Origin of the sequence: Streptomyces sp. NPDC046557, assembly GCF_040645975.1 — a bacterium.
Lineage (GTDB): Bacteria > Actinomycetota > Actinomycetes > Streptomycetales > Streptomycetaceae > Streptomyces.
Genome location: NZ_JBEYZH010000017.1, coordinates 96,643 through 118,472, shown reverse-complemented (window position 1 = coordinate 118,472; position 21,830 = coordinate 96,643). Strand labels below are relative to the sequence as shown.

Here is a 21,830-nt window from a genome sequence, read left to right as displayed (position 1 = left end):
GGAAGTGGCAGCAGTTGGTGGGCCGCGAGCGGCTCCGACGGGTCTTCGGGCGGGTGCTCCGGCGGCTCGTCCTGCGGGTCCTCGTCGTCGCGCGGGTCTTCCGTGCGCGGCCGGTCCCGGCCGTCGTCGTCCCGCCTGCGCGCCCGGGGCGCCTCAGCCCGGCTCGCTCGCTCGCTCGGAGTCTTCATCGTTCTCCTCCCGTCCGTGGGTGTCTGCTTCGGATTCCAGCCTGGGTCAACGGCGTTAAGAGGAGGCTGAGAACCGGCCCGTTCCTCAGCGCCCTCTCAGCAAACGCCCATCACGGTCGGGGGCTATGGTGGACGGAGAGGGACTGTCATGCGAATGCTGATCATCGAGGACGAACGAGGACTCGCCGACGCGATCGCCGACGGACTCGTCGCGGAGGGATTCGTCGCCGACGCCGCGTACGACGGCGGAGACGGCCTCTGGCGGGGCCTGCACGAGCAGTACGACGTCATCGTGCTCGACATCATGTTGCCCAACATCTCGGGATACGAGGTCCTCAAACGGCTGCGGGCAGCCAGCGTCTGGACCCCGGTGCTGATGCTCACGGCGAAGGACGGCGAGTACGACGAAGCCGACGCCCTTGACCTCGGCGCCGACGACTACCTGAGCAAGCCGTTCTCCTACGTGGTGCTCGTCGCCCGCCTCAGGGCCCTGCTGCGCCGCGGAGCACCCGCCCGGCCCGCAGTGCTCACCGCCAACGACCTCTGTGTGGACCCGGCAGGCCGTCGTTGCCGCCGCGGAGAGCATGACATCGACCTGACGACGCGGGAGTTCACGCTCTTGGAATACCTCGTCAGGCACCGCGACGAGGTGGTCAGTAAGACGGACATCCTCACCCACGTGTGGGACGAGCACTTCGACGGCGACACCAACATCGTGGAGGTGTACGTCGGCTACCTCCGACGCAAGATCGACGCCCCGTTCGGACGCCGGACAATCGAGACCGTCCGTGGTGCCGGCTACCGGCTGCGCGGCGGGGGCGGTGACAAATGACCGCCGGCTTGCGGTCCTGGTGGTCACGCCGGTCGCTGCGGCTGCGACTGACGGCCGCGGCGGCCTTGGCCATCGCGGCCGGCCTCGCCGGCGCCGCCGTGCTCCTCGTCGGATGGTTGCACGCCAGCCTGATCAGCGGCCTCGACCAGACCGCCCTGCAACGAGCCCAGGTCGTTGCCGCGGACGAGGACAGCACCCGGATCACTTCCGAAGTACCCGTCACGGACCACGCGGATGTCGCCGTTCAGGTCGTCGACGCGAAGGGACAGGTGCGTGCCAGCTCCGCGAACCTGCGCGGCAGGCCACGGGCGTTCACCTTCCCGGTGAGCCGCTCCGGCGACCCGCGGGCCCATACCGTCAAGGACATCCCGCTCGGGGAGAGCGGGACGTGGCGCGCTGTCGGCGTCCCCGCAGGCACGGACGGACACCCCGAGACCGTGTACGTGGCGGTGCCCACCGAAGCCGTCGACCACGGCTTGGCCCAGCTCTCCGTCGGTCTGGCAACCGCCGTGCCTGCGGTCGTCGCTTTGTTCACCGGAGTCGTATGGCTGCTGACCGGACGCGCGTTGCGCCCCGTGGACGCCATGCGCGCTCAGACCGCCGAGATCACCGCATCCGACCTGAGTCGCCGCCTGGACGTGCCACCCGCCGACGACGCGCTCGGCCGGCTGGCCAGGACCTTCAATGACCTGCTGGGCCGCTTGGACTCCGCGACCCGTCGTCAGCGTCGGTTCATAGCGGACGCCGCTCACGAACTGCGAAACCCCCTGAGCACACTGCACACCCGCCTGGAAGTGGCCGCCCACCATCCGGGCGCCGCCGACTGGCCGACCCTGGCCGCGGGCTTGCTTCGGGAGACCGAGCGCCTTACCCGCCTGGTCGACGATCTCCTGCAGCTCGCACGAGGCGACGCCCGGACCCCGCTGCGCACCGGCGCCGTCGACCTGGACGAAATCGTCTTCAACGAGGTGCGTGAGGCTCGTCGGCGCACCCCGCTCGTCATCGACCAGCACGCTGTCGGCGCCGCACGAGTCAACGGCGACCAGAGCGCCCTGGCCCGCGTCGTACGCAACCTCCTGGACAACGCTCTGCACTATGCCGTCAGCCGGATCGATGTCAGCCTGCAGACCCTTGACGGCGCCGCACGACTGGTCGTCGCCGACGACGGCCCAGGCATCCCGGAGGCCGAGCGGGAGCGCGTCTTCGGACGCTTCACCCGCCTGGACGACGCCCGCGCCCGGGACACCGGTGGCAGCGGCCTCGGCCTCGCGATCGTCCGCGACATAGTCCTGGCCCACCACGGCAACGCCGGCATCGAGGACAACGGCCCCGGCGCCCGGCTGATCGTTGTGCTGCCCGCCGAGCACCCCCGGTGAGCCCTCGCCCCGGGCTCCTTCCCTTCCCCCACCCCTGCTCCACAGCTGATGACCAGGCGGACGCGCCGCCCAAGGGCCGGTCCCCTGCCGGGATGCGATGACCTCAGCCGTACGCTGGGCAGCATGGCTCGAACCAGGCTCTACCGCAACGGCGCCCTTGTCCTGGAAAACTTCCCGGTGGAGGACATATCCAAATATGTCGGGGAATCGGACAGTGTCGTTTGGCTCGACCTGTGTGCCCCGGACTCGGCTGATTTCGCCATGATCAGGGAAGAATTCGGACTCCACGAACTCGCGTTGGAGGACGCCCGCCACGAACACCAACGCCCCAAGCTCGACCGCTACAGCACCCATTCCTTCATGAGCGCCTACGCGGTCGACATCGAGCCCGGCAACGGCCTGGCGACCAGCGAAATAGCGGTCTTCATCACGGATACCGCGCTCATTACCATCCGCACCGACGACCGCTTCGACATCGAACTGGTCATGGCCCGATGGGACAACAACCCCGACCTTGCCAAACACGGCGTCGGCTTCCTCCTCTACGGGCTGCTCGACGTCTTGGTCGACGGCCACTTCGCAGCCGTACAGGCTCTCGACGACCGCGTAGAGGAACTGGAAGACCTCCTCTTCCAAGAGGGCCGGGCCGAGATCGAATCAGTCCAACGCCGCTCCTACGCCATGCGCAAGACCCTGACCAAACTACGACGCGTCGTCATCCCCATGCGAGAAGTCGTCAACAGCTTGCTGCGCCGGGATCTGCACATCGTCGGCGAACCTCTACTGCCTTACTACCAGGACATCTACGACCACGTCCTGCGGGCCACCGAATGGACCGAATCGCTGCGGGACATGCTCGGCTCCATCATGGAAACGAACCTCACCGTCCAGGGCAATCGCATGAACCTGATCATGAAGAAGGTGACCAGCTGGGCCGCGATCATCGCCGTGCCCACCGCTGTCACCGGTTTCTACGGCCAGAACGTGCCCTACCCGGGGTTCAGCACGGAATGGGGCTTCATCGAATCGTCGGCCGCCATCGTCACCCTCTCGCTCATCCTCTACGTCAGCTTCAGGCGTAATGACTGGATCTGAACAACCGGTGACGCGGAGCCGGCCTTCGGGTGGCCGGTTCCGGCCTGTCCGTTCCCACGCCGAAGGTCGCTTGCCCCGCCGGCACGGAATCACGGCGGGCAGGTTGGCATGACGGTGTTGAGGGGGCGTAAGGTTCGCAGGGTTGATACAAGGCACCTCGTTCGGTGAGGCGTCTTCACGGACACAGGCCACTGATCCCACCCGTCGAGAGACGCTCCGGATCAGGACAGGTCTCCCCGACCTAAGGGGTGACCCCAAGTGGCTTCCCCGGCTCGGGGACTACGCCGTGGAGTGCTAAAGCTCTGACGAGTAGGGGTGTGCCGGGTTCTGGGACCCGGCCTTCTCTTTGATGCCGCGTGAGGAGAGTGCACAGCGCTCACGACCGCGAGGAGGCGAGATGGACAGCTGTCCCGGCCATAGTCGGCCTTCGTCCCATCTGTGTTCTTCGCCGTCTTTCCGCGGCACGAGGTAGCAGCTGCTTCGATACGCGTCGCTCGCCGACCATGCGCGCCCCTCTTCACGGGGCGCGGCCAGGGTCCGCCCTACTGTGGTGACGCGCTGCTTCCCGTGCTGCCCGATGCCCCGCCGTGGCGGGGCGAGGGGGTGTTCACTTTGGCTACCAGCAGTCTCCTCATGGCCACTTCCGCGCGTATGCGCGATCGCCGTGGCCAACTGGTCCGTCACGCGTCCGCCGCCAAGACGGTTCGCGGTTCGCTGGTGTCCCTGGCCGGCCTGGTCGGAGCACCGGCGGTCAACCAGGCCGGCGAGGACGTCGGACGGGTCGTCGACGTGGTCGCTCGTCTGCACGGCAGCGAGCCCTACCCGCCGGTGACGGGGTTGGTGATCCGCGTCGGTCGGCGCCGCGCGTTCCTGCCCGCGGACACCGTCGCGCAGGTAGCCACGAGCGGCGTCCGACTGCGCTCGGCGCGGATGGACCTGCGCGAGTACGAACGACGCCCGGGGGAGGTCCTTCTGGCCCGCGATGTCCTCGATCACCAGCTCGTCGATGTCGACGGCATCCAGGTCACCCGCGCCGCTGACCTCTATCTCACGCCCCTGGCGGGCCGGACCGTGCTGGTCGGTGTGGACGTCTCGCTGCCCACCCTGCTGCGCAGGCTGGGCCCGCGGCGCTGGCAGGCGCGCCCCACCCCGGAGCGGGTACTGGACTGGCAGACGGTAGCGCCGTTCGCCGAACACGCGACCGACGGCCCGGCGCAGGTGCGCCTACGCGGGTCGCGTGCCTCGCTCCACCGGATGAGGCCGGCCGACCTGGCGGACGTCCTGGAAGACCTGGACCGCTCGGAGCGCCAGCAGCTGCTGGGCTGGCTGGAGCCCGCCCACGCAGCCGATGCCCTGGAGGAGATGGAACCCGCCCAGCTGGAGAACCTGCTGCGGGAGGCCGGTCCTCAGTACGCGGCGCGGATGATGGAGGAGATGGAACCCGACGAGGCCGTCGACGCCCTGCGGGATCTCGGCTCGGATGAGCGCGAGGACCTGCTGGAGCGGGTGCCCGCGACCCGGGCCAGGGACCTGCGCGCGCTGCTGGCCCACCGCGAGGACACCGCGGGCGGTGCCATGACCACCCGACTGGTCACCGCCCGGCGTGAAGACACCATCGGCCACGTCCGCGGCCTGCTCGCGGAGCAGGCCGAGCACCGCACCGAGATCGACGCTGTGGCCGTCGTGGACGCACACGGACACCTGATCGCTGACATCCCGCTCTTCCACCTCACCATCGCCGACGACGTGACGACAGTCGGCGAGGTCATCGCCTGGCTGGCGCAGTTCGGCCCTCAGATCGTGGTCAGTCCGGACACCCGCATCGACGAGGCCGCCGACCGCCTGCTCGCCTCGCGTGCCTCCTCCCTGCTGGTCGTGGACGAGAACGAGCGCCCGGTGGGCCGGGTGCTGGCCGACGACGTTTTGGACACCCTGTTGCCTGCACGCGGGCGCCGCCACTTCCGGAGGTTCCTGCAGTGACCCGCGACCTCGACTGCACAGGACCTGCGGCAAGCCCGACATCGGGCCTCGTGCCGGAAAGGTCCGGGTGGCGCCGCAGGTGGAAGCGGACCGTGGCCGTGACGGCGATCGCAGGCCCCGGACTGGTGGCCGCGAACGCGGGGAACGACGCCGCGGGCATCGCCACCTACGCGTCGGCCGGATCCCAGTTCGTCTACGGCACCTTGTTCTTCATGGTGCTGGTCACCATCGCCCTGGTCATGGTCCAGGAGATGGCGGTCCGCCTGGGCGCCTACACCGGCAAGGGGCTGGGAGCCCTCATCCGAGAACAGTTCAGCCTGCGTCTGACCGGCCTCGCCGTGTTCTGCCTGCTGCTGGCCAACACCGGCCTCGTGGTCTCCGAATTCGCAGGCATCGGCGCCGCCTTCCAACTCCTGGGTCTGCCGAAATGGGCTGTCATCCCCCCGGCAGCGCTGATGCTGTGGGCTCTGGTGCTGTTCGGCTCATACCGTTGGGCGGAACGCATCTTCCTGCTCATGTCGCTGGCGTTCTTCGCCTACCCCGTCGCGATGATCCTCGGGCACCCCCACTGGGAGCAGGTCGGCTCCGGCCTCCTCGTCCCGCACATGCACGGCAGTCAGGCATTCATCCTCCTCGCGGTCGCCTTGATCGGCACCACGGTCAGCCCGTACATGCAGTTCTACGCCGCCGCCGGCGTAGTGGATCGCGGCGCGAAACCCGAGGACTACAAGCTGATCCGCGCCGACGCCGTCCTGGGCGCGGTCTTCGCCTGTGCCATCAGCATGACCATCATCATCGCCACCGCAGCCGCGATCGGCGGCACCGGCCCACTGGAGTCCGCCGCCCAGGCCGCCGAAGCACTCAAACCGGTCGCCGGTCAGGGTGCAGAACTCCTCTTCGCCTTCGGCCTGATCGGCGCCTCGGCCTTGGCCGGAGCCGTTGTCCCGCTGTCCGCCAGCTATGCCATCGGCGAAGCAGCCGGCGTAGAACGCTCCGTCTCACGCCGTTTCCGTGACGCACCACTGTTCCTCGGAGTGTTCACTGCCCAGATCGTCCTGGGCGCCGCCGTGGCCATGACGCCGGTCGATGTCATCCAGCTCCTCATCGGCACGCAGGTCCTCCAGGGCATGGTCAGCCCCATCGTCTTGGTCTATCTCCTCGTTCTGACCAACCGCCGCTCCGTCCTGGGCCCTGCCGCCAACGGCCCCCGCTATCGCATCGCCGCCACCGTCGTCGTACTGTGCGTCGCCGCCATGTCCACCATCCTGCTCGCCCAGACGGTCCTCGGCTGGGCCGGCTGGGTCTGAGAACCCCTATGGCGATGACCGCGGACATCCCCAGCAAATGAGCGGACCTCCGAGGGTGAGGAAGGCTTCGTGATGTCGTCGAGGAACTCCCGGCGGATCCGCGGGGTGCGCCACCAGTAGACGCGCGCGAAGGGCGTGCGGTGAACCCAGTCGAGTGCCCGGTCCGGAGCCGTGCTAGGTGCCGCTCCGGTTGGCCTGGTCCCATGCGGGCATAAGCGCTCGCGGCGAGCGCGGAGCCCTGTGTGAGGGCGCATAAGCTCGCCATGGAATTCGGGATGGACGAGGACGAGCAGCTTGCCGGCACGTCGAAAACAGTCGCTGGCAGGAGATGCCGGCCCGTTACGGGAACCCCACGCCGACACACGCCCGCTCCGGGTCGGGACGGCCTTCCTCTATTTCCCCAAGTAGTCGCCTTCCCGCGCCCCGGGAAGCCCCACCGCTCGCCTGGTGTGGAGGGCCTTAGTGACTTCGGCTTGTCAGAGGGAGGGTGGTGTATCGAGGGTCAGGCCGGTGCCGGCTATGAAGCCGTCGAGAGTGTGAGGTCGGTATTGGAGGTGTTTGAGGCAAATTGCGTCGGTCTCGTCGTCGTTGACCACCCGCCGGGACGGCGCCTCTTGCCGGTGTCGTCGATCACCACGCGGTGGTGATAGGCATTCCCGGCGTCGATACTGGCGTGCATTCACCCGGATTGCCCTTGCGTCAGCGGAAGATGCCAGTGTGCCCCAGCGAGTAGCGGCCCGGCTGCGGATAGATCGCGAGGCCGTGCGGGCCGCTGCCCACCCTGATGCGGGCGAGCTGTTTACCGGTGGTGGTGTCGATGGCGTACACCTCGGAGCTGTAGCGGCCCGACAGCCACAGGACCTTGCCGTCCGCGGAGACGCCGCCCATGTCGGGGCTGCCGCCGTTCGGCAGGCGCCACTTCTTGGTCAGCCGGTCCTTCTTGAAGTCGAAGACGGAGATGGTGCCCTCGCCCCGGTTGGAGATGTACATCCCGCAGGAATCACGGCTGATGTAGAGGCCGTGGGCGCCCTTTCCGGTGGGCAGGAAAGATGGCTTGGCGAAGGTGTCACCGTCCAGCACCCACAGGCCGTGGGCCATCATGTCGGCGACGTAGAACTTCTTGCCGTCCGGAGAGATCTTGACGTCCTGCGGCATGGCGCCACGGAACGGCAGCTTCTGCTGTCCGATCACCTCCATCTTCTCGGTGTCGACCTTCAGCAGCTCGCCGCTGAACTCGCAGGAGACGATGAAGTACCGGCCGTCCATGGAGAAGTCGGCGTGGTTGACGCCGTGGCAGCTGACCGGGACTTCCTTCGCCACCTTCATCGTGTGCGCGTCACGGAAGACCAGTTGTCGGTCGTTGGAGGCCATTACGACCGCGTACCTGCCGTCCGGCGTGAAGTACAGGTTGTACGGGTCGTGCACGGCGATCGGCCTGCCCGCCTTACCGGTCCTCGGGTCGATGGGGGTCAGGGAGTTCCCCAGGTCGTTGTTGACCCACAGCGTCTTCAGGTCCCAGGACGGCACGACGTGCTGCGGCTGGTGGCCGACCGGAATGGTGTCGATGACCTTGTACGTCTTCGGGTCGATGACGGAGACGGTGTCGGAGTTGGTGTTGGGGACGTAGACCCGGGACCGGAAGCCCCTGACCACGGGGGAGAGCTGGTTCGGGCGGTCGGCCGCGTAAAGGTCGTTCGGGTCGAGCAAGGACGGCATGCCCGGAAGCGCGTGGGTCTTCTGCTGCTGGACGGGGCTCAGGGGGGCCTTGGAGCCGAGGGCTTCATCCTTGTGGGGGTTTGCCCTGCTGCAGGCGGCGAGCGCGCAGAGGGCAGCACCCGCGATCAGTAGGCGGGCGATGGTCGTGGGATGCATCAGCTCAGCAACTCCGTGGTGGTCACCGCATGCGAACCGCATCGGTCGAGTCGGTGGAGGAGGTCGGGGAGGGCGGCGGCCGTGGCCGCGTACCCGAAGTGAGGAACGGGGGTGGTCACCCTCACTATTTAAGGGAGGTCTGACGCGAATATCGACCATTTGACCGTTTGGGGAAAGCGCGGGTCGCGAGCGCCGCCGTCGGGTGCCGCCACACTCGGCTCAGCCATCGCCTGCCGGTCGCACTGGCTGGGCGGGCGTCGGCGCCGGGGCGCCCGGTCACTCCAGGCGTCATCCTCGCGGGCGATAGTGCCTGCGGCAGCGGTCCACGCACTGTGGTGGTGAAGTCCTCCGTCCTACTTGACGGGCGGCTGGCGTCGATGGCTGTGCAGCGCGGCCGCGGCGACGGCAGCCGATACCACTCCGCCTACGGCGAGGGGAGTCCTGGGGCCTGCCGTGTGGGCGAGCCAGCCGACAGCGGGTGCGAGAAGGGGCGTGGTGCCGAGGGAGGCGAGTATGTAGAGGCTCATCACCCTGCCTCGTATGCCGTCGACGGTGTTCTGCTGGAGCTGTGCCTTGGCGATGGTCAGGAAGACCAGCAGGGCGATTCCCGTCGGGACGAGGATCAGCAGGAAGGAGAGCTGGCCGGGCATCAGGCTGCTGGTGGTCTCAAGGAAGCCGAAGGCGAGAGCGGCGAAGGCCATGGTGCCGGCGCCGCTGCGTGGATTGTTGGCTGCGAGCAGTGCTCCGATAACGGAGCCGGCGGCCAGGGCTGCGTTGCCGATGCCGAAGATCGCGGCAGGGGAGTGGTAGACCTGGGTGGCCATCAGGGTGGTGGTGATTTGGAAGTTCATGCCGAAGGCCGCGACGACCGCGACGAGGGTGAGGGTGCGGGCTAGGTCGGGATGGCCGCGCACATATCGCAGGCCCTCCCGTACTTGTTTCTGTGCGTAGGGGACAGGCGGGGCGGGCCTGAGAGCGCGGGTATCCATGCGTAGGAGACAGGCGATGACGGCGAGGTAGGAGGCGGCGTTGGCCAGGAACGCGGGGCCGGGGCCGAAGCAGACGATGACGGGACCGGCCAGCGCGGGGCCCACCATACGGGCGAGGTTGAGGACGGCGCTGTTGAAGGACAGCGCACTGACCAGGTGATCCGGTCCGACCGCTTCCGGAATGAAGGCCTGCAGCGCCGGTTTCTCGACTGCCATAGCGACCCCGAACAGCAGTGCGAGCATGTACAGGCTGTTCACCCCGGCCCTTTGGGTCAGCACGAGGAGGGCGCCGGTCAGCGCCAGGACGCCCATGGCCGCCTGTGTGGCCAGTAGGGCGCGGAGCGTGGAGTACCGGTCCACGAGCACACCGGGGTACGGGCCCAGCAGGAGCAGCGGCAGGAACTGTAGGGCGGTGGTGACGGCCAGGACCCGTGCGTCACCGTGCGACAGCTCTAGAGCCAGCCAGTCCTGGGCCACCTTCTGCACCCATGTCCCCGTGTTGGAGAGCCCCTGGCCCAGGGCGAAGAGCCGGAAGTTGAGACTGTGCAGGAGCGGCCAGCGCCGCAGGAGGCCGTGGGGCGGGCGCTCGCCCGAAGCCGTCGGTGTCTCTCTCGCCTCCGCGCTTGTCACGACGTGGTTCGGGCGGGCTCGGCCGCGGCCGCACTGCCCAGGCGGGAGAGGCAGGCGGCCACGATTGCCTGGATGACGTCGTTGGACTCGTCGCGCCAGCCGGGGTTGGCATTTACCTCGCAGATCGTGAAGCCGCCCCCCGGTGTGAAAAGCAGGTCGACTCCGGCGACCCCCAGGCCCAGAACCTCAGCCGCGCGCACCGCAAGTCCCTCACCCTTCGGATAGCGGCCCGCACACAACTCGGAAGTACCACCCATCGCCAGGTTGGAACGCAAACCCCCGCCGGCCGCCGTACGCGTCAGTGCCCCCGCCACCCGGCCCTCCACCACCAAAACACGCAAGTCGCGGCCGTGGGAGAACTCCACATACTCCTGGAACAGATACGGGGTGCTCTGGCTGAGACTCCCCTGGATATCCCTCAGCAGCCCCGCGTCGGGTGCCAGGAACACCTGCTCTCCACGGTGTCCCCTCACCGCCTTGACCACCGCGGGCTCCGGAACCCCAGCCAAGATCGCCTCCTCCATCGGGGCATCGGCATAGGTGCGGGTGTCGGGCACCGGCAAGCCCGCCCGTGCCAGCTGCTGTAGGTGCCAAAACTTGTTCAGGCAGGCCAGGATCGCGTCGACAGGATTCAGAAGGACCGTACCCATCGCCTCCAAGTGCCGCAGCAGTGTGATCTCCCGATCCACACTGACCAACGGAGTCCAGATCCGGGCATAGGCGACCGCCGGGGCGGCCACCTCGCTCCCGGCGAGGTCAAACAGTGCCAGGCGGCCGCCCACCACACCCATCAGAAGTTCCTCACTGCGTACGACCGCGCAGCGGTCACCGCACTCCCCGGCCAGAGCCCGGGAGAGACGCTGGGTAAACGGCCGCTCCGCCAGCCCCGCCCCCAGAACAAACCAGAAATCAGCGCTATCGAGTTCGGCGTGCGATCGGCCGGAACCTGTCTCTGCCGCAAACATATGAACTCCCGAATCGGTGACAAGACCCTCGGACAACACCTTCGTCCCATAAAGTGCAGAAAAGGGATGTAACAACCCAACTGCCATTCGATCAGTCTAAAAGTGTCCGTCGTGGATGGGGGTACCGCTCCTTGGACTCAGGACCTCCGGTGCGTCCGCTTCAATGGCGCTGCTCGCCTGCTCGCCTGCTCGCCTGCTCGGCACCGTGGTCAGGCCGTCCTGATCTCCGAGTGAGCTGCAGTCCAGGGAACGGGATGCGAGATGTCCTGGTCGGCGACGGTGTGCTCGCCCAGACCGAGCGGGACTACAAGCGGATGTGCGAGTACGTTGGCATGGCCCGTCGCTTCGGAGCCGGTGGGTTGCGGGCCTTCACACAACCGCCGTCGGCCCGAAGTCGCGCCCGTCGACCGGCTCCGGACAGGCGAAGAGGGGTGTTTTGCCCCGGGAGGTTGTGGACGGGTGATGCACGTCTCGGCCGAGACGTCTTGAACGGGTGAGGGCCTTCCGACCAACGGCAAGGTCGAACGGCTGAACCGGACCCTGCTGGAGGAGTGGGCCTACGCCCGCCGCTACCAGTCAGAAGCCGAACGCCGAGCAGCCTTCCCGCAGTGGCTCCACACCTACAACCACCACCGCGGGCACACCGCACTCGCAGGCAAACCACTCGCCAGCCGCGTCCCCAATCTCACAGGGCAATGCAGCTAGGCTTTCCCATGTGATCCCGCTGTACCCGCGATGGACCAAGGGCCCGGCCATCCTGGGCGCCGCCGGCGCCGGCTGCGAGGGCCCCTTCGGGCGCTGGCCTGACGGGGCCGCAGAGCACCGAGCCGGCCGATGCCGCGGTCATGCATGCCTGAGGTCACCGTCTGGCCCCGTTCCCGCGTCCGTTGCCGCCGCCACTTCCGCTTCCGTCCCCGCCACTCGCGGCTTCGTTCCGGCCGCCAGAGCCGCCGCCCTTGGGGGCGTGTGACTCGGTGTGGGCGGCTTGAGGGGTTGCCAGGAACTCTTTCTGGTTGTGGCGTCCTGCGGGCCAGAAGACGGGCTGGTCGATGCCGGGGATGCGGTATGCGCGGATCTTGGCCTGGGTCTCTGGGGACAGGAGGTAGTCCTGCAGGGCGGTTGCGCCGGCTTCATTGACGCCGTGGACCTTGGCCGGGTTGACCACGGTGGTGACCATGATGCGTTGGAGGGCGGGATCGTTCAGAAGCAGGGGTTCGAGGTCGAGAGGATGGTCTTTCACGTACTTGCGAAATGGGGTGAGGCCCCAGAGGACGTAGCCGCCGGCGGCCGCGGCCGCGTCCATGGCTGCGCCCATGGCCAGGCCGTCGTTGAGGAACAGGGAATCGGGGACCTGGGCGTCGATGGCGATGGTCTTGGCGAGGTACTGCATTCCCTCGATGTTGTTGACGACCAGCGGCCGCTGCGCCTGGGCTATGCGCTGGAACGCGACGACGAGGTCGTTCGACCCGCGGACACCGGCCGGGTCCGAGGACGGGCCAAGGAGGCAGACAAGATTGGACAGCACGGTGCGAGGCCAGTGCCCGTAGCCGTTCATGACGAAGGTGTCGACGTCCTTGTGCCCGAAGTGGGACAGGACGATGTCGGCTTCACCGGCGCGCGCCGGGCCGTAGACGTCCTCGCCGACGCTGAGCTGGACGCGGTACCCGGTGGTGGCCTCGAATTCGGGAAGCAGGACGTCGTACAGACCGCCGTCGCGAACCGTGGTGACGCTCATCAGACGCACCAATGGGCCTGTTTTGGCCGCATCCGGGGACGGGCTGCCCTGCGGGCGGGCCGAGTTCGGTCGCTGTACGTCGGTCGTGCAGGCAGCGAGGGCTGATGCGCTCAGTGCGGTGGCGCCCGCGGCGCCGGCCGCAAGGCGCAGGAATCTCCGCCGGCTTGCCCTGGCGGCCGGAGCAGCCGACACCACCGCAGGCAACCGGCGTTCGTCCTCGGCACTCACGGGCCCTCTATTCGCTGGTCGCCGGCTGTCTGCTGTTGAGCGGGAAGCATCGTAACCCACAGAAGGAGCGCATCTGCAAGCGTAAAACTCTCATTGACCGGCAATAGCCAGGCAATATGGCGGGTCAGGCCGTTTTTGCGTTGCATGGGTGGGATTTTCCGTGCGGCGGTGCACATCACTGCTCGTGGTGGAAACGCTCAGGCGGACCGGGACCAGCCGCGCCACGGCGGTCAGGGCTGTTCCACAGAGGAGGTGCCGACACCGACGGTACTGAGCACAGCTTGAGCGGCGGCACCCGCAGCGTGATTGCGGCCGCCCGTCAGCGCTCCTCGGCCAGCGAGCGCGCACACGCGAGTTCGCGGCCACCCGCGGCCCACCACGACCAGCGTCCTCACACCGTGCTCCCGGCAGGCCGGCCCTCAGTCGTCTTCAGCCCGGAGAAACCTTCAGTGCGACGTCGTCATTCCACCTCATGCTGGGCTTGCGTGATGCGTACCAGGCGGATTCCTGCCCGATCGCCCGGAGGACAGCGGCAAGCCAGACCAGGTGGTGTTCCACGGCGCCGTCGGGCCGGCGAGTAGGTCTTCAAGGTGCTGCCATGACCGGGAGGGCTTCACCTATCGTGATCATCGGCCGCCACTCCGGCGTGATCACCAGCCGCAGCGCCTCGGTCTCGCCCGTCTCCAGCAGCCCCGGGACTCCGGACAAGCCGGACTCCCGCGAATCACCCTCATCGGATCTGCACCCCTCGTATGCGCCCCAGGGTCGTGACCACGGGGATTCCGCCGATCTCCAGACGAGCCAGAACCTCTACACCGCTGACCGCCCCGCCAACGAGCCTTCGCCCGTAGCGGATGTGCACTCGGGGACCGTGCCGCACCCAGGACGGCGAGCTGTCGCCGCGATGCACCTGGCAGCTATCCGTACCGACGTGTCGATGCGGACGACGTTGTCGACCGTCACCTGCGACAGGTACGGGAAAAGGACTTCATCAGCTCAACAGCGCGATCCCCGGCCGCGAAGAGCTACCCAAGGATCACCGGGACACCCGCCATCTGGAGCGCCTGTGCGTGGACTTCAAGCCGGACATCCTGTGGGGAGAGCCGCTGGTGCTGCTGGCCGCGTTGCGGCAGAGCGAGGGACCACTGCGTCTTCCGCGGTTGTCGGCGGTTTTCACCCATGGCGACAGCTTCGACGCGCCCGCAGCGGTTCGTACGCCGGATGGGACAGCTCACAGCCGGGTCGAGTGCGAGGAGATTTCGACGCCCAGCAGGCCCTGCTCCAAGGCATGGTCGAGGGCTTCGACGGCGAGCTTGAGGTGCTGGAGGGCTGCCAGGCCCCGCGCTCTCGTCGCCGGGACCCGCCGCATCGCCCTGCTTGCCGTTCATCGAACCGCCCACCTCAGCCCGCGCCCTGCCTCCACAAGGCGATCGGAGAGCGAGCCGGAGACGACCGGCCCTGCATCAACTGCTCGATGACCGTGGCGTATTGTGACGTAGACCCCATGGATTCTGTGCAACCATCCACCGGCCTGCGCGGTCTGTATGCGCGTCCACGAGATGCGCGCAGCCGGGGGCTGCCGGGGTCCGAGGGGGTGTTCGCACTAGTGATACGTCAGTACCTGAAGCGTCGAGATGTCCTCATAGGCGCGGCTGCGACCGCGGCCATGGGTGGCACGCTCGCCGGGGTGGCGGCCAGCACTTCGCGCGCACCCGCCCCACAGCTCCAGAAGGACCTGCTGTCCCGGGACCCCAAGGCATCCAAGGCGGCCCAGGCCGTGTACGGGCTGCTGGCCGGGCTGGAGGCGGACGCCAGAGCCGGCCGCCGTCGCGGTACCGTCATCGGCCAGCACGCCGAGGTGCACAACGAGCGGTACAACCCGGAGTACGGCGACCACAACGGCCCCAAGCCGCCCGGCTACTACTACCGCAAGCCACAGGACATCACGGGAAAGCTGCCCGCGTTCCTTGAACTGGACCTGGGCCCTGGCTACCAGCAGGAGGGTTGGGGCGTGGGGGAGGCGCGGACCTACTCGCGCGCCACCTGGCCCGCGCGCCGGGAACTGTGGACTTATGCGAACGACGTCGTGGACCTTGCCATGGGCGTCTGGCGCGGACTCCCGCGCGCCGCGGACGGCTCGTACAACCCCACCGGCACCGAACAGCTCTGGAACGGTACGAAGACCTCGCTGCCCACCAACGGCGGCGCGCCGGCCGGCCTGGTCGGGATGTCCTTCCACCAGCCGTGGCCGGGCAGCCCGGTCAAGAGCTACGAGCAGACCATGCGCCGCAATTCACCCGCCGCGAAGGATCCGGGATGGATCGGCCGGCTGCTCACTCCCGGTTCCACGGAGCATGCGGCGCTGCTGCTCGACCTGTCGTTCCTCGCGGACCACCTCGGCTATCTGGCCGAGTACGACGTACCGGTGCTGCTGCGCCCCTACCACGAGATGAACTCGCTGGGGGAGGAGCACGGATTCTGGTGGGCCGGGCTCAAGCCCCAACAGTACGTCGCCCTCTGGGAGTTGATGTACCACTACCTCGTGGGCTCGCGCGGCCTGCACAATCTTGTCTTCGTCTGGGCCCCTTCGGCTTGGGACGGCGTCCACGGCAGCGAACCCTGGGACTTCTACCCGGGCGCCGAATATGTGGACGTGGTCGGAGTCGACGACTACAGCGGCTCCCCGGAGCACCCGTTCGGCAAGGACGACTGGACGGCGAAGTGGCACCGGGAGCTCAAGGATTACGGCAAGCCCCGGATCCTCGCGGAGTCCTTCCATGTCCCGGTCAACGCCATACAGCGCGCGACGCTCGACCACGCTCCCTGGGTGTTGTGGACCGTCTGGGGCGACGGACTCACCGCGAAGAACTCCGCGGCGGACGTTCAGCAGACGTACAACGACCCCAAGGTGATCACCGGTGGCCGTGACACCGGCCCAGCCGGTGTCACGTGGTCTTCATTGCAACAGGGAGCGCCGCGGTGAAAGCCATCGGGGGGTATCCCATCACGCAGTCCATACTTTTTAGGAGTGAAGTTGACCGCCTCAACGCCGCGCGCCCACCGGGTAGCCGCCTTCGTGGCGATGGGCTGGGCAGGCGTCCTGCTCATCTGGGCTGTGTACAACTGTTTCTGGCAGGTCGGCGTCGTTGACTTCCTGCGCGGCATCGTCTACTACGGCACCAGCGACGGCTCCGGAGCGTCCGAGACGTTCAACCTCAACTGGGGCCTCGTGTATGTGGCGGGCGGCCTTCTGGTACTGCGCGGCAACACCCTCGGCCGGGGCGTCATCATCGGTGGTGCGGCCATCGAGGGCTACAACCGGCTGCGCAGTCTGACCGGCGCGATGTTCGATGCCAAGCAGACCGACTACTTCACCTCCACCCTCCAGGGTGGGCTGAAGCTGGCGACGTTCGGCGCCGGCTTCCTCGTGACCGCGGCTCTCATCGTGCTGCTGCTCCGGGACTTCGCCGCGTACGAGCCGTGGCAGCCACCGGTCAACCCGTGGAGCCAGCAGGCCCACGCGGCACGGCAGGCACACGAGCAGGCCCAGCGCGCAGCCGCCCAACAAGCCCCGCAGCCGTACGGGGCGCCGCCGTCCTACCAGCCCCAGCAGCCCCAACAGCCGCAAACGGGCTATGGACAGCCGCAGTTGCCGCAGACCGGCTATGGACAGCCGCAGCCCGGTTACGGGGCCGGCCCCTACGGCGGCACGCCCTCCTGGCAGCAGCAGCCGCCCCAGCAGTCGCAACCGCCGGCCCAGCCCCAGCAGCCGCCCCAGCCGTAGGCAGACACCGCCGCAGCGCGAGCTGATCCGGCGATCGCAGAAGGACCACTCCTATGTCCCCCGTCCCCGTCCAAGAGGTCGCGATCACCTCCCGTCGCGACGCGAAGATGATGCAGCGGCATGCCGACTGGAAGCCCAGCGTGCTTGCCTTCCTGTTGCCCTTCCTGATCCTCGTCAGCTTCGGCCTCTGGGTCTTCGAGCCGAACCCGACCCCGCTGGGCTGGACGCTGTCGGTCATCTGGTCGCTGCCCGCGATCGGCGTCATGGTCGGCTTCCAGGGCGTCCTGCTGATCCGTCGTCGCATACGCAAGTCGCACGAGATGGCGCCGGCGGTACCGGTGGAGGAGGACTTCCTCGTCGTGCTGGTCCCGACCATCGGCCGGCACGACACGTACCCGGCGTTGGAACGCTCCGTCCTCAGCTACGTGGAGTACCTGCCCTCCTTCTTCCCCCGTATGAGGGTCGACGTCCTCACCGAGGAGGGCTGCGAGGCGACGGACCGGATCGACGACTTGGCCGCCGTGCACCCGCTGATCAGGGTGGTCACGGTACCCAAGGTGTACGAGACGGCGAACGGGACGCGTTTCAAGGCCCGGGCCAACCACTACGCCCATGAGCTGCGGATCGAGGAGGGGGAGGCGCTCGACGACGTCTGGGTGCTGCACATGGACGACGACACGGGTGTCGGTCCCGACACCGCCGCCTCCATGGCCCAGTTCATCAACCGGCAGCGGCGGGCCGGGGACCAGGCCAAACATATGGCGCAGGGCATCCTCGCCTACCCGCGCGAGAACGCGGTGAACCGCTTTACCTGGCTGGCCGACGCCGTCCGCCCCGCCGACGACATCGCCCGGTTCCGGGCCTTCACCGGTCTCGGGACCCCCGTGGCGGGTGTGCACGGTGAGCTGCTGCTCCTGCGGGCCTCCATCGAGGCGACCATCGGCTGGGACTTCGGACCCAAGGCCATCGTCGAGGATGCCCAGCTCGCCCTCACGTTCTGCCGCAAGTACCCAGGTCGCAGCGACTGGTTCAACGGCCGCTGCTACGGTGCCTCGCCGGCCACCACCAAGGACTTCATCAAGCAGCGCGAGCGCTGGGCGTGGGGCCTGGTCGCCCTCTGCTTCAACCGGACGGTCCCGTTCCGGTACCGCTGGTTCCTCATGCTGTGCATGGTCAGCTGGGTCCTCGGCCCGCTTCAGCATGTCGCGACCGTGCTCCTCGTGGCGTGGTTCATCGGTGACTTCAACACCTCGCCCGTGACCCAGTCCGTCGTGATCATGTGGTCGCTGAGTTTCGCGTACGTCATCTGGACGTACTGGGAGGGGCTGCGGCTGAACTCCCTGGTCTCCGCCGACGGCAAGCGCCGCTGGTGGGAGCCCGTCGCCGTCCTGGGCCTCATTCCCCTGTTCTCCGTGATGGAAGGGCTCGGCGGCCTGCGCGGGCTGATCAAGTTCATCAAGCGCGAAGAGAACAAGTTCGTCGTCATCGCCAAGCCCGCGTGAGCAACCGGAAGCCCCTCATCATGAAGAAGCGTTCCAAGGTCCCCTTGCTCGCGGTCCTGCCGGTGACCGTGACCTCCCTCGTCCTCGGCCTGCCGTTCGTGGTCGGTGACCACCCGCTGCGCTGGACGGCGGGCTCCCTCAAGCCGATCCTGGTCACGAACGACTCGCCACCGGCGCGGAGCGGGACCGGAGACGGCACCGTCCTCGCCGACGGCAGCGGCGCGTCCGCAGGCGGCAAGGTCTCCACCCCCGCCCGGAAGGTGGACAAGCCCTGGAAGCCCGGGGGGCCGGAGTGGGGCGTGCAGATCTTCTGGGAGGACAAGAAGGAACACAGTGAGGAGTACATCGAGAAGAAGGCCCGCGAGCAGGCCGACTACCTCGTCGGACTGAACGCCAACTCGGTCGCCGTGTCCTTCCCCTTCTACACGGAGGGCCGTACCTCGACGAAACTCGCGGCCGGCAGGAACACCCCGACCCCCGAGCACCTCGACACGGTCCTGCGCGTCTTCCACGAGGCCGGCCTGCGCACCACCGTCCGCCCCATCCTCGACGAGGCGGCGCTCAACCCGCCGGAGGGCTGGCGCGGAAACATCAAACCGACCGACAAGGACGCCTGGTTCACGTCCTACGAGGCGTTCCTGGCCCCGTACCTCGAATCGGCCCAGCGGCAGCAGGCGGCGACCTTCGTGATCGGTACCGAGCTGAACTCCATGGAAGGGCAGCCGGCCTGGAATGCGCTCATCGCGGCAGCGGAGAGGCGCTTCAAGGGCGAGGTCTCCTACGACGCCAACTGGGACAACTACGTGGGCGGCCGTATCGACGTCCCCGTCAACCGTCTCGGCGTCGACGCCTACTTCCCCGTCAAAGTGGCCGACGACGCGCCCGTCGAGCAGCTGGTGGCAGGCTGGAACACCTGGCTCGACAAGAAGACCAAGGACGCGCTGCCCCGCGTCGTGCTCGCGGAGGCCGGGATCAGCGCCATGGACGGGGCGTACCACGCACCGGGCGACTTCTACGCGAGGCACCAGGTGAACCCCAAGGTGCAGGCCAACTGGTACAAGGCCGTGTGCCAGGTCGTCCAGCGGCGCAGGATGGCGGGCGTCTACTGGTGGTCGATCTACTTCGACTCCAGCCCCAAGGCCGCTCCGAAGGAAGAGGAGTCCCGATTCAACTTCGCGGGGCGTCCCACGACCGAACAGGAGATCCGCTCCTGCTTCGGCTCCGCTTACCCGGGTCCGGGTCCCACCCCCACGCCGTGACCCGCCGGTCGTGGGAACGGGTTGCGTCACGTCACCCGTATCGGGCTCAGGACGCCGACGGCGGATGCCGGAGCAGATACGCCCGTGCGCGTGCGCTCGGCGCGTTGCGGCAGACCGCCCCGCAGCTCGCGCCGCCCGCCACCCGCTCCGGGTCTGGCGACCTCGATCAACTGGTCACGCGGGCCAAGGGGGCCGGCGTGAAGCGCGATGTGCGGTGGGGGGATGAGCCTTGCGATCTGCCCGCGGAACCGGATCTGGGGGCTTCCGCATCCCAGGGGGCGGGCCCCACCGCGCGCCCCGGAGGCGTCGCGGCGGCAAACGTACCTTCACGGCCAGGTGGCCCACGCGGCACCGCACGTCGGATCCCACGTGGCCGGAATGCTTCCGGCAGGGCGGGTCCGTAGGTCGGCCGAAGGAGTACCGTGGAAGGGTCGGGGGGTGCGACGGATGCCGGATGCCCGCATGCCCCGACGGTTACACCTGCCAGACGAGCGCCATTTCGGCAGGATCCCGTCGAAGATCGGAAGTCCCGGGGTGAAGGATCAGCTTGATACGGACTTCGACCCCGTGGGGATCATCGGGCGGGTCACCGTGTCGATCCCGGCCGACGGGCCGGGAGAGGTTCTGCTGCCCCTGCGCGGCGGGAGCGAGGCCTTCGCAGCCTGGTCGGAGAGGCCCGTCGCCCTGCACACCCAGGTGGTCGTCACCGACCGGACCTCGGCACGGTCGGTGACGGTGGAACCGCTGACCCCCATTTGACATCGCATTGCCATCCAAACTCGGGAAGACGATCCGAAACCGGTCTCATCGGACCAGGAGGGCCTCCCATGTTGTTCTGGCACGTTCCCGCCCCCAACGAAGCGCTGCTCGTCTCCGGCTCGAAGCGTCGGACCGGCGACGCGCAGTTCCGTATCGTCACCGGTCACGGATGCTGGGTCATGCCCGTCAAACAGAAGGCGAGCGTGCTCTCCCTTTCGCTGCGAGAAGCGGAGATAGCCGAGGAATGCGTGACCCAGCAGGGCATACGCATCGGCGTCCGAGCCGTCGCCGTTTTCAAGGTCGGCGACGATCAGACATCCATCGCCAACGCCGCGCGCCGCTTCCTGGACGAGCAGACCAGCATGGAGCAGCTGGTGGGGCGGATCTTCGCGGGCCACCTCCGCTCGATCATCGGCGGGCTGACCGTCGAGCAGATCATCCGGGAACGGGACCGAGTGGCCCAGGAGATCAAGGAAGGCAGCCACTCCGAGATGGAGAAGCTCGGCATCGTGGTGGACGCCTTGCAGATCCAGGAGATCAGCGACGTCTCCGGCTACATCACCAACCTCGCCGCCCCGCATGCCGCGGCCGTGGCCAGCGCAGCCCGTATCGCCCAGGCCAAGTCGGACCAAGAAGCGACCGAACGCGAACAGCAGGCCGCCGCGCTCAAAGCCCAGTACGAGAGGGACACGGCGATCAAGCGGGCCGGATTCCTCGCCGAGACGGAGCAGAGCAACGCCCGCGCGGCGCAGGCCGGCCCGCTGTCCCAGGCCAGGGCTTCTCAGGAGGTCATCGAAGCCCAGACGGCGCTGGCCGAGCGGCAGGCGGCGCTCGCGGCGCAGCGCCTGGAGGCAGAGGTACGGCGGCCGGCCGACGCCGAGGCGTACCGCCAGCGCACCCTCGCGGAAGCCGGTCGTGACCGGACGCGGTTCGAGGCAGACGCCCGCGCGTACACCGAGAAGACGGTCGCGCAGGCGCGTGCCGACGCGAACAACCTCCTTGCCGCCTCGCTTCAACACGGCAACCAGGAGCTCATCGCAGCCAGCCGCATCGTCGAGCAACTCCCCGTCCTGGCCGAGGCGGCGGCCAACGGGCTGACGGGCGCCCAACTGACCGTGCTGAACGGCGCCGACGGCGTCAGCCAGGTCATGTCCGGCATCGTAGGCCAAGGCCTCGCGATCCTGGACACCCTGCAGAGGAAGGCAGTCGGCGCTCCGCAGACCAAGGGGACGGAGCCCGTGCCCGCATTCGTGAAGGTGAATCAGAAGCCCTCCGAATCCTGAGGGCCTCCCGTCCTGTCTGAGCTTGCGCCGGCCGCGCCCGCAGCCC

General features: G+C 68.1%; 16 protein-coding genes, 4 pseudogenes and 1 riboswitch. Of the genes and pseudogenes, 12 read left to right on the top strand and 8 right to left on the bottom strand.

From position 1 onward, the window contains the following. Positions 1 to 188 (bottom strand): annotated as a pseudogene (locus ABZ934_RS24795) (hypothetical protein); the annotation flags it as partial. Between the two features lie 148 nt (positions 189 to 336). Between ABZ934_RS24795 and ABZ934_RS24790 the strand changes: the two are divergent. From ABZ934_RS24790 to ABZ934_RS24770, 5 genes are all read left to right on the top strand, one after another. Continuing rightward, positions 337 to 1,020 carry a response regulator transcription factor gene (locus ABZ934_RS24790; RefSeq protein WP_361317072.1) on the top strand — a complete coding sequence of 228 codons (684 nt, stop codon included), beginning with the start codon at positions 337 to 339 and terminating at the stop codon, positions 1,018 to 1,020. After that, complete coding sequence (locus tag ABZ934_RS24785) at positions 1,017 to 2,396, top strand: ATP-binding protein (RefSeq protein ID WP_361317070.1); 1,380 nt, start codon at positions 1,017 to 1,019, stop codon at positions 2,394 to 2,396. The genes ABZ934_RS24790 and ABZ934_RS24785 overlap by 4 nt, the downstream gene beginning before the upstream one ends. Before the next feature lie 123 nt (positions 2,397 to 2,519). Beyond that, on the top strand, positions 2,520 to 3,491 hold the full coding sequence (locus ABZ934_RS24780) for a magnesium transporter CorA family protein (protein WP_361317067.1): 972 nt from the start codon (positions 2,520 to 2,522) through the stop codon (positions 3,489 to 3,491). A 149-nt stretch (positions 3,492 to 3,640) separates the two neighbouring features. Beyond that, positions 3,641 to 3,813, top strand: a riboswitch (M-box (ykoK) riboswitch). A gap of 329 nt (positions 3,814 to 4,142) precedes the next feature. Then, complete coding sequence (locus tag ABZ934_RS24775; protein WP_361317064.1) at positions 4,143 to 5,471, top strand: CBS domain-containing protein; 1,329 nt, start codon at positions 4,143 to 4,145, stop codon at positions 5,469 to 5,471. Between the two features lie 98 nt (positions 5,472 to 5,569). Beyond that, positions 5,570 to 6,778 (top strand): divalent metal cation transporter, encoded by a 1,209-nt coding sequence (locus ABZ934_RS24770; protein ID WP_361317062.1) that lies wholly within the window; start codon positions 5,570 to 5,572, stop codon positions 6,776 to 6,778. Between the two features lie 699 nt (positions 6,779 to 7,477). On the opposite strand, the gene ABZ934_RS24765 is transcribed toward ABZ934_RS24770, so the two are convergent. The 4 genes and pseudogenes from ABZ934_RS24765 to ABZ934_RS24750 form a co-directional block, all read right to left on the bottom strand. Next, positions 7,478 to 8,650, bottom strand: a complete 1,173-nt coding sequence (locus ABZ934_RS24765; protein ID WP_361317060.1) for a hypothetical protein — start codon at positions 8,648 to 8,650, stop codon at positions 7,478 to 7,480. Next, positions 8,650 to 8,751: pseudogene (locus ABZ934_RS24760) on the bottom strand (polysaccharide deacetylase family protein); the annotation flags it as partial. The pseudogene ABZ934_RS24760 and the gene ABZ934_RS24765, both read right to left, overlap by 1 nt. A gap of 252 nt (positions 8,752 to 9,003) precedes the next feature. Next, positions 9,004 to 10,269 (bottom strand): MFS transporter, encoded by a 1,266-nt coding sequence (locus tag ABZ934_RS24755; RefSeq protein WP_361317058.1) that lies wholly within the window; start codon positions 10,267 to 10,269, stop codon positions 9,004 to 9,006. Next, positions 10,266 to 11,321 carry a RimK family alpha-L-glutamate ligase gene (locus ABZ934_RS24750; protein WP_361317055.1) on the bottom strand — a complete coding sequence of 352 codons (1,056 nt, stop codon included), beginning with the start codon at positions 11,319 to 11,321 and terminating at the stop codon, positions 10,266 to 10,268. Before ABZ934_RS24750 ends, ABZ934_RS24755 begins: the two co-directional genes overlap by 4 nt. A 417-nt stretch (positions 11,322 to 11,738) precedes the next feature. On the opposite strand from ABZ934_RS24750, the pseudogene ABZ934_RS24745 reads away from it, so the two are divergent. Next, positions 11,739 to 11,939, top strand: a pseudogene (locus tag ABZ934_RS24745) (integrase core domain-containing protein); the annotation flags it as partial. Positions 11,940 to 12,093: 154 nt separating this feature from the next. On the opposite strand, the gene ABZ934_RS24740 reads toward ABZ934_RS24745, so the two are convergent. The 3 genes and pseudogenes from ABZ934_RS24740 to ABZ934_RS24730 form a co-directional block, all read right to left on the bottom strand. Next, a complete protein-coding gene (locus ABZ934_RS24740) occupies positions 12,094 to 12,969 on the bottom strand; it encodes a hypothetical protein (RefSeq protein WP_361317052.1) in 876 nt (291 codons plus the stop codon). Between the two features lie 813 nt (positions 12,970 to 13,782). Then, positions 13,783 to 13,905 (bottom strand): hypothetical protein, encoded by a 123-nt coding sequence (locus ABZ934_RS24735; RefSeq protein WP_361317049.1) that lies wholly within the window; start codon positions 13,903 to 13,905, stop codon positions 13,783 to 13,785. A gap of 486 nt (positions 13,906 to 14,391) precedes the next feature. Beyond that, positions 14,392 to 14,536: pseudogene (locus ABZ934_RS24730) on the bottom strand (amidohydrolase); the annotation flags it as partial. A 348-nt stretch (positions 14,537 to 14,884) separates the two neighbouring features. Here ABZ934_RS24730 and ABZ934_RS24725 point away from each other — a divergent pair. From ABZ934_RS24725 to ABZ934_RS24700, 6 genes are all read left to right on the top strand, one after another. Beyond that, positions 14,885 to 16,180, top strand: coding sequence for a glycosyl hydrolase (locus ABZ934_RS24725; RefSeq protein WP_361317046.1), 1,296 nt, complete (start codon positions 14,885 to 14,887; stop codon positions 16,178 to 16,180). Positions 16,181 to 16,231: 51 nt separating this feature from the next. Further along, positions 16,232 to 16,981 carry a hypothetical protein gene (locus ABZ934_RS24720; protein WP_361317043.1) on the top strand — a complete coding sequence of 250 codons (750 nt, stop codon included), beginning with the start codon at positions 16,232 to 16,234 and terminating at the stop codon, positions 16,979 to 16,981. 53 nt (positions 16,982 to 17,034) lie between these two features. After that, positions 17,035 to 18,483, top strand: a complete 1,449-nt coding sequence (locus ABZ934_RS24715; RefSeq protein ID WP_361317040.1) for a glycosyltransferase family 2 protein — start codon at positions 17,035 to 17,037, stop codon at positions 18,481 to 18,483. A 20-nt stretch (positions 18,484 to 18,503) separates the two neighbouring features. Continuing rightward, entirely contained in the window at positions 18,504 to 19,742 is a 1,239-nt protein-coding gene (locus ABZ934_RS24710; protein ID WP_361317037.1) for a hypothetical protein, read from the top strand. A gap of 534 nt (positions 19,743 to 20,276) precedes the next feature. Further along, a complete protein-coding gene (locus tag ABZ934_RS24705; protein WP_361317035.1) occupies positions 20,277 to 20,501 on the top strand; it encodes a hypothetical protein in 225 nt (74 codons plus the stop codon). 68 nt (positions 20,502 to 20,569) lie between these two features. After that, positions 20,570 to 21,784: an SPFH domain-containing protein gene (locus tag ABZ934_RS24700; RefSeq protein WP_361317032.1), complete on the top strand. Its 1,215-nt coding sequence runs from the start codon at positions 20,570 to 20,572 to the stop codon at positions 21,782 to 21,784. The last annotated feature ends 46 nt before the right edge of the window (positions 21,785 to 21,830 follow it).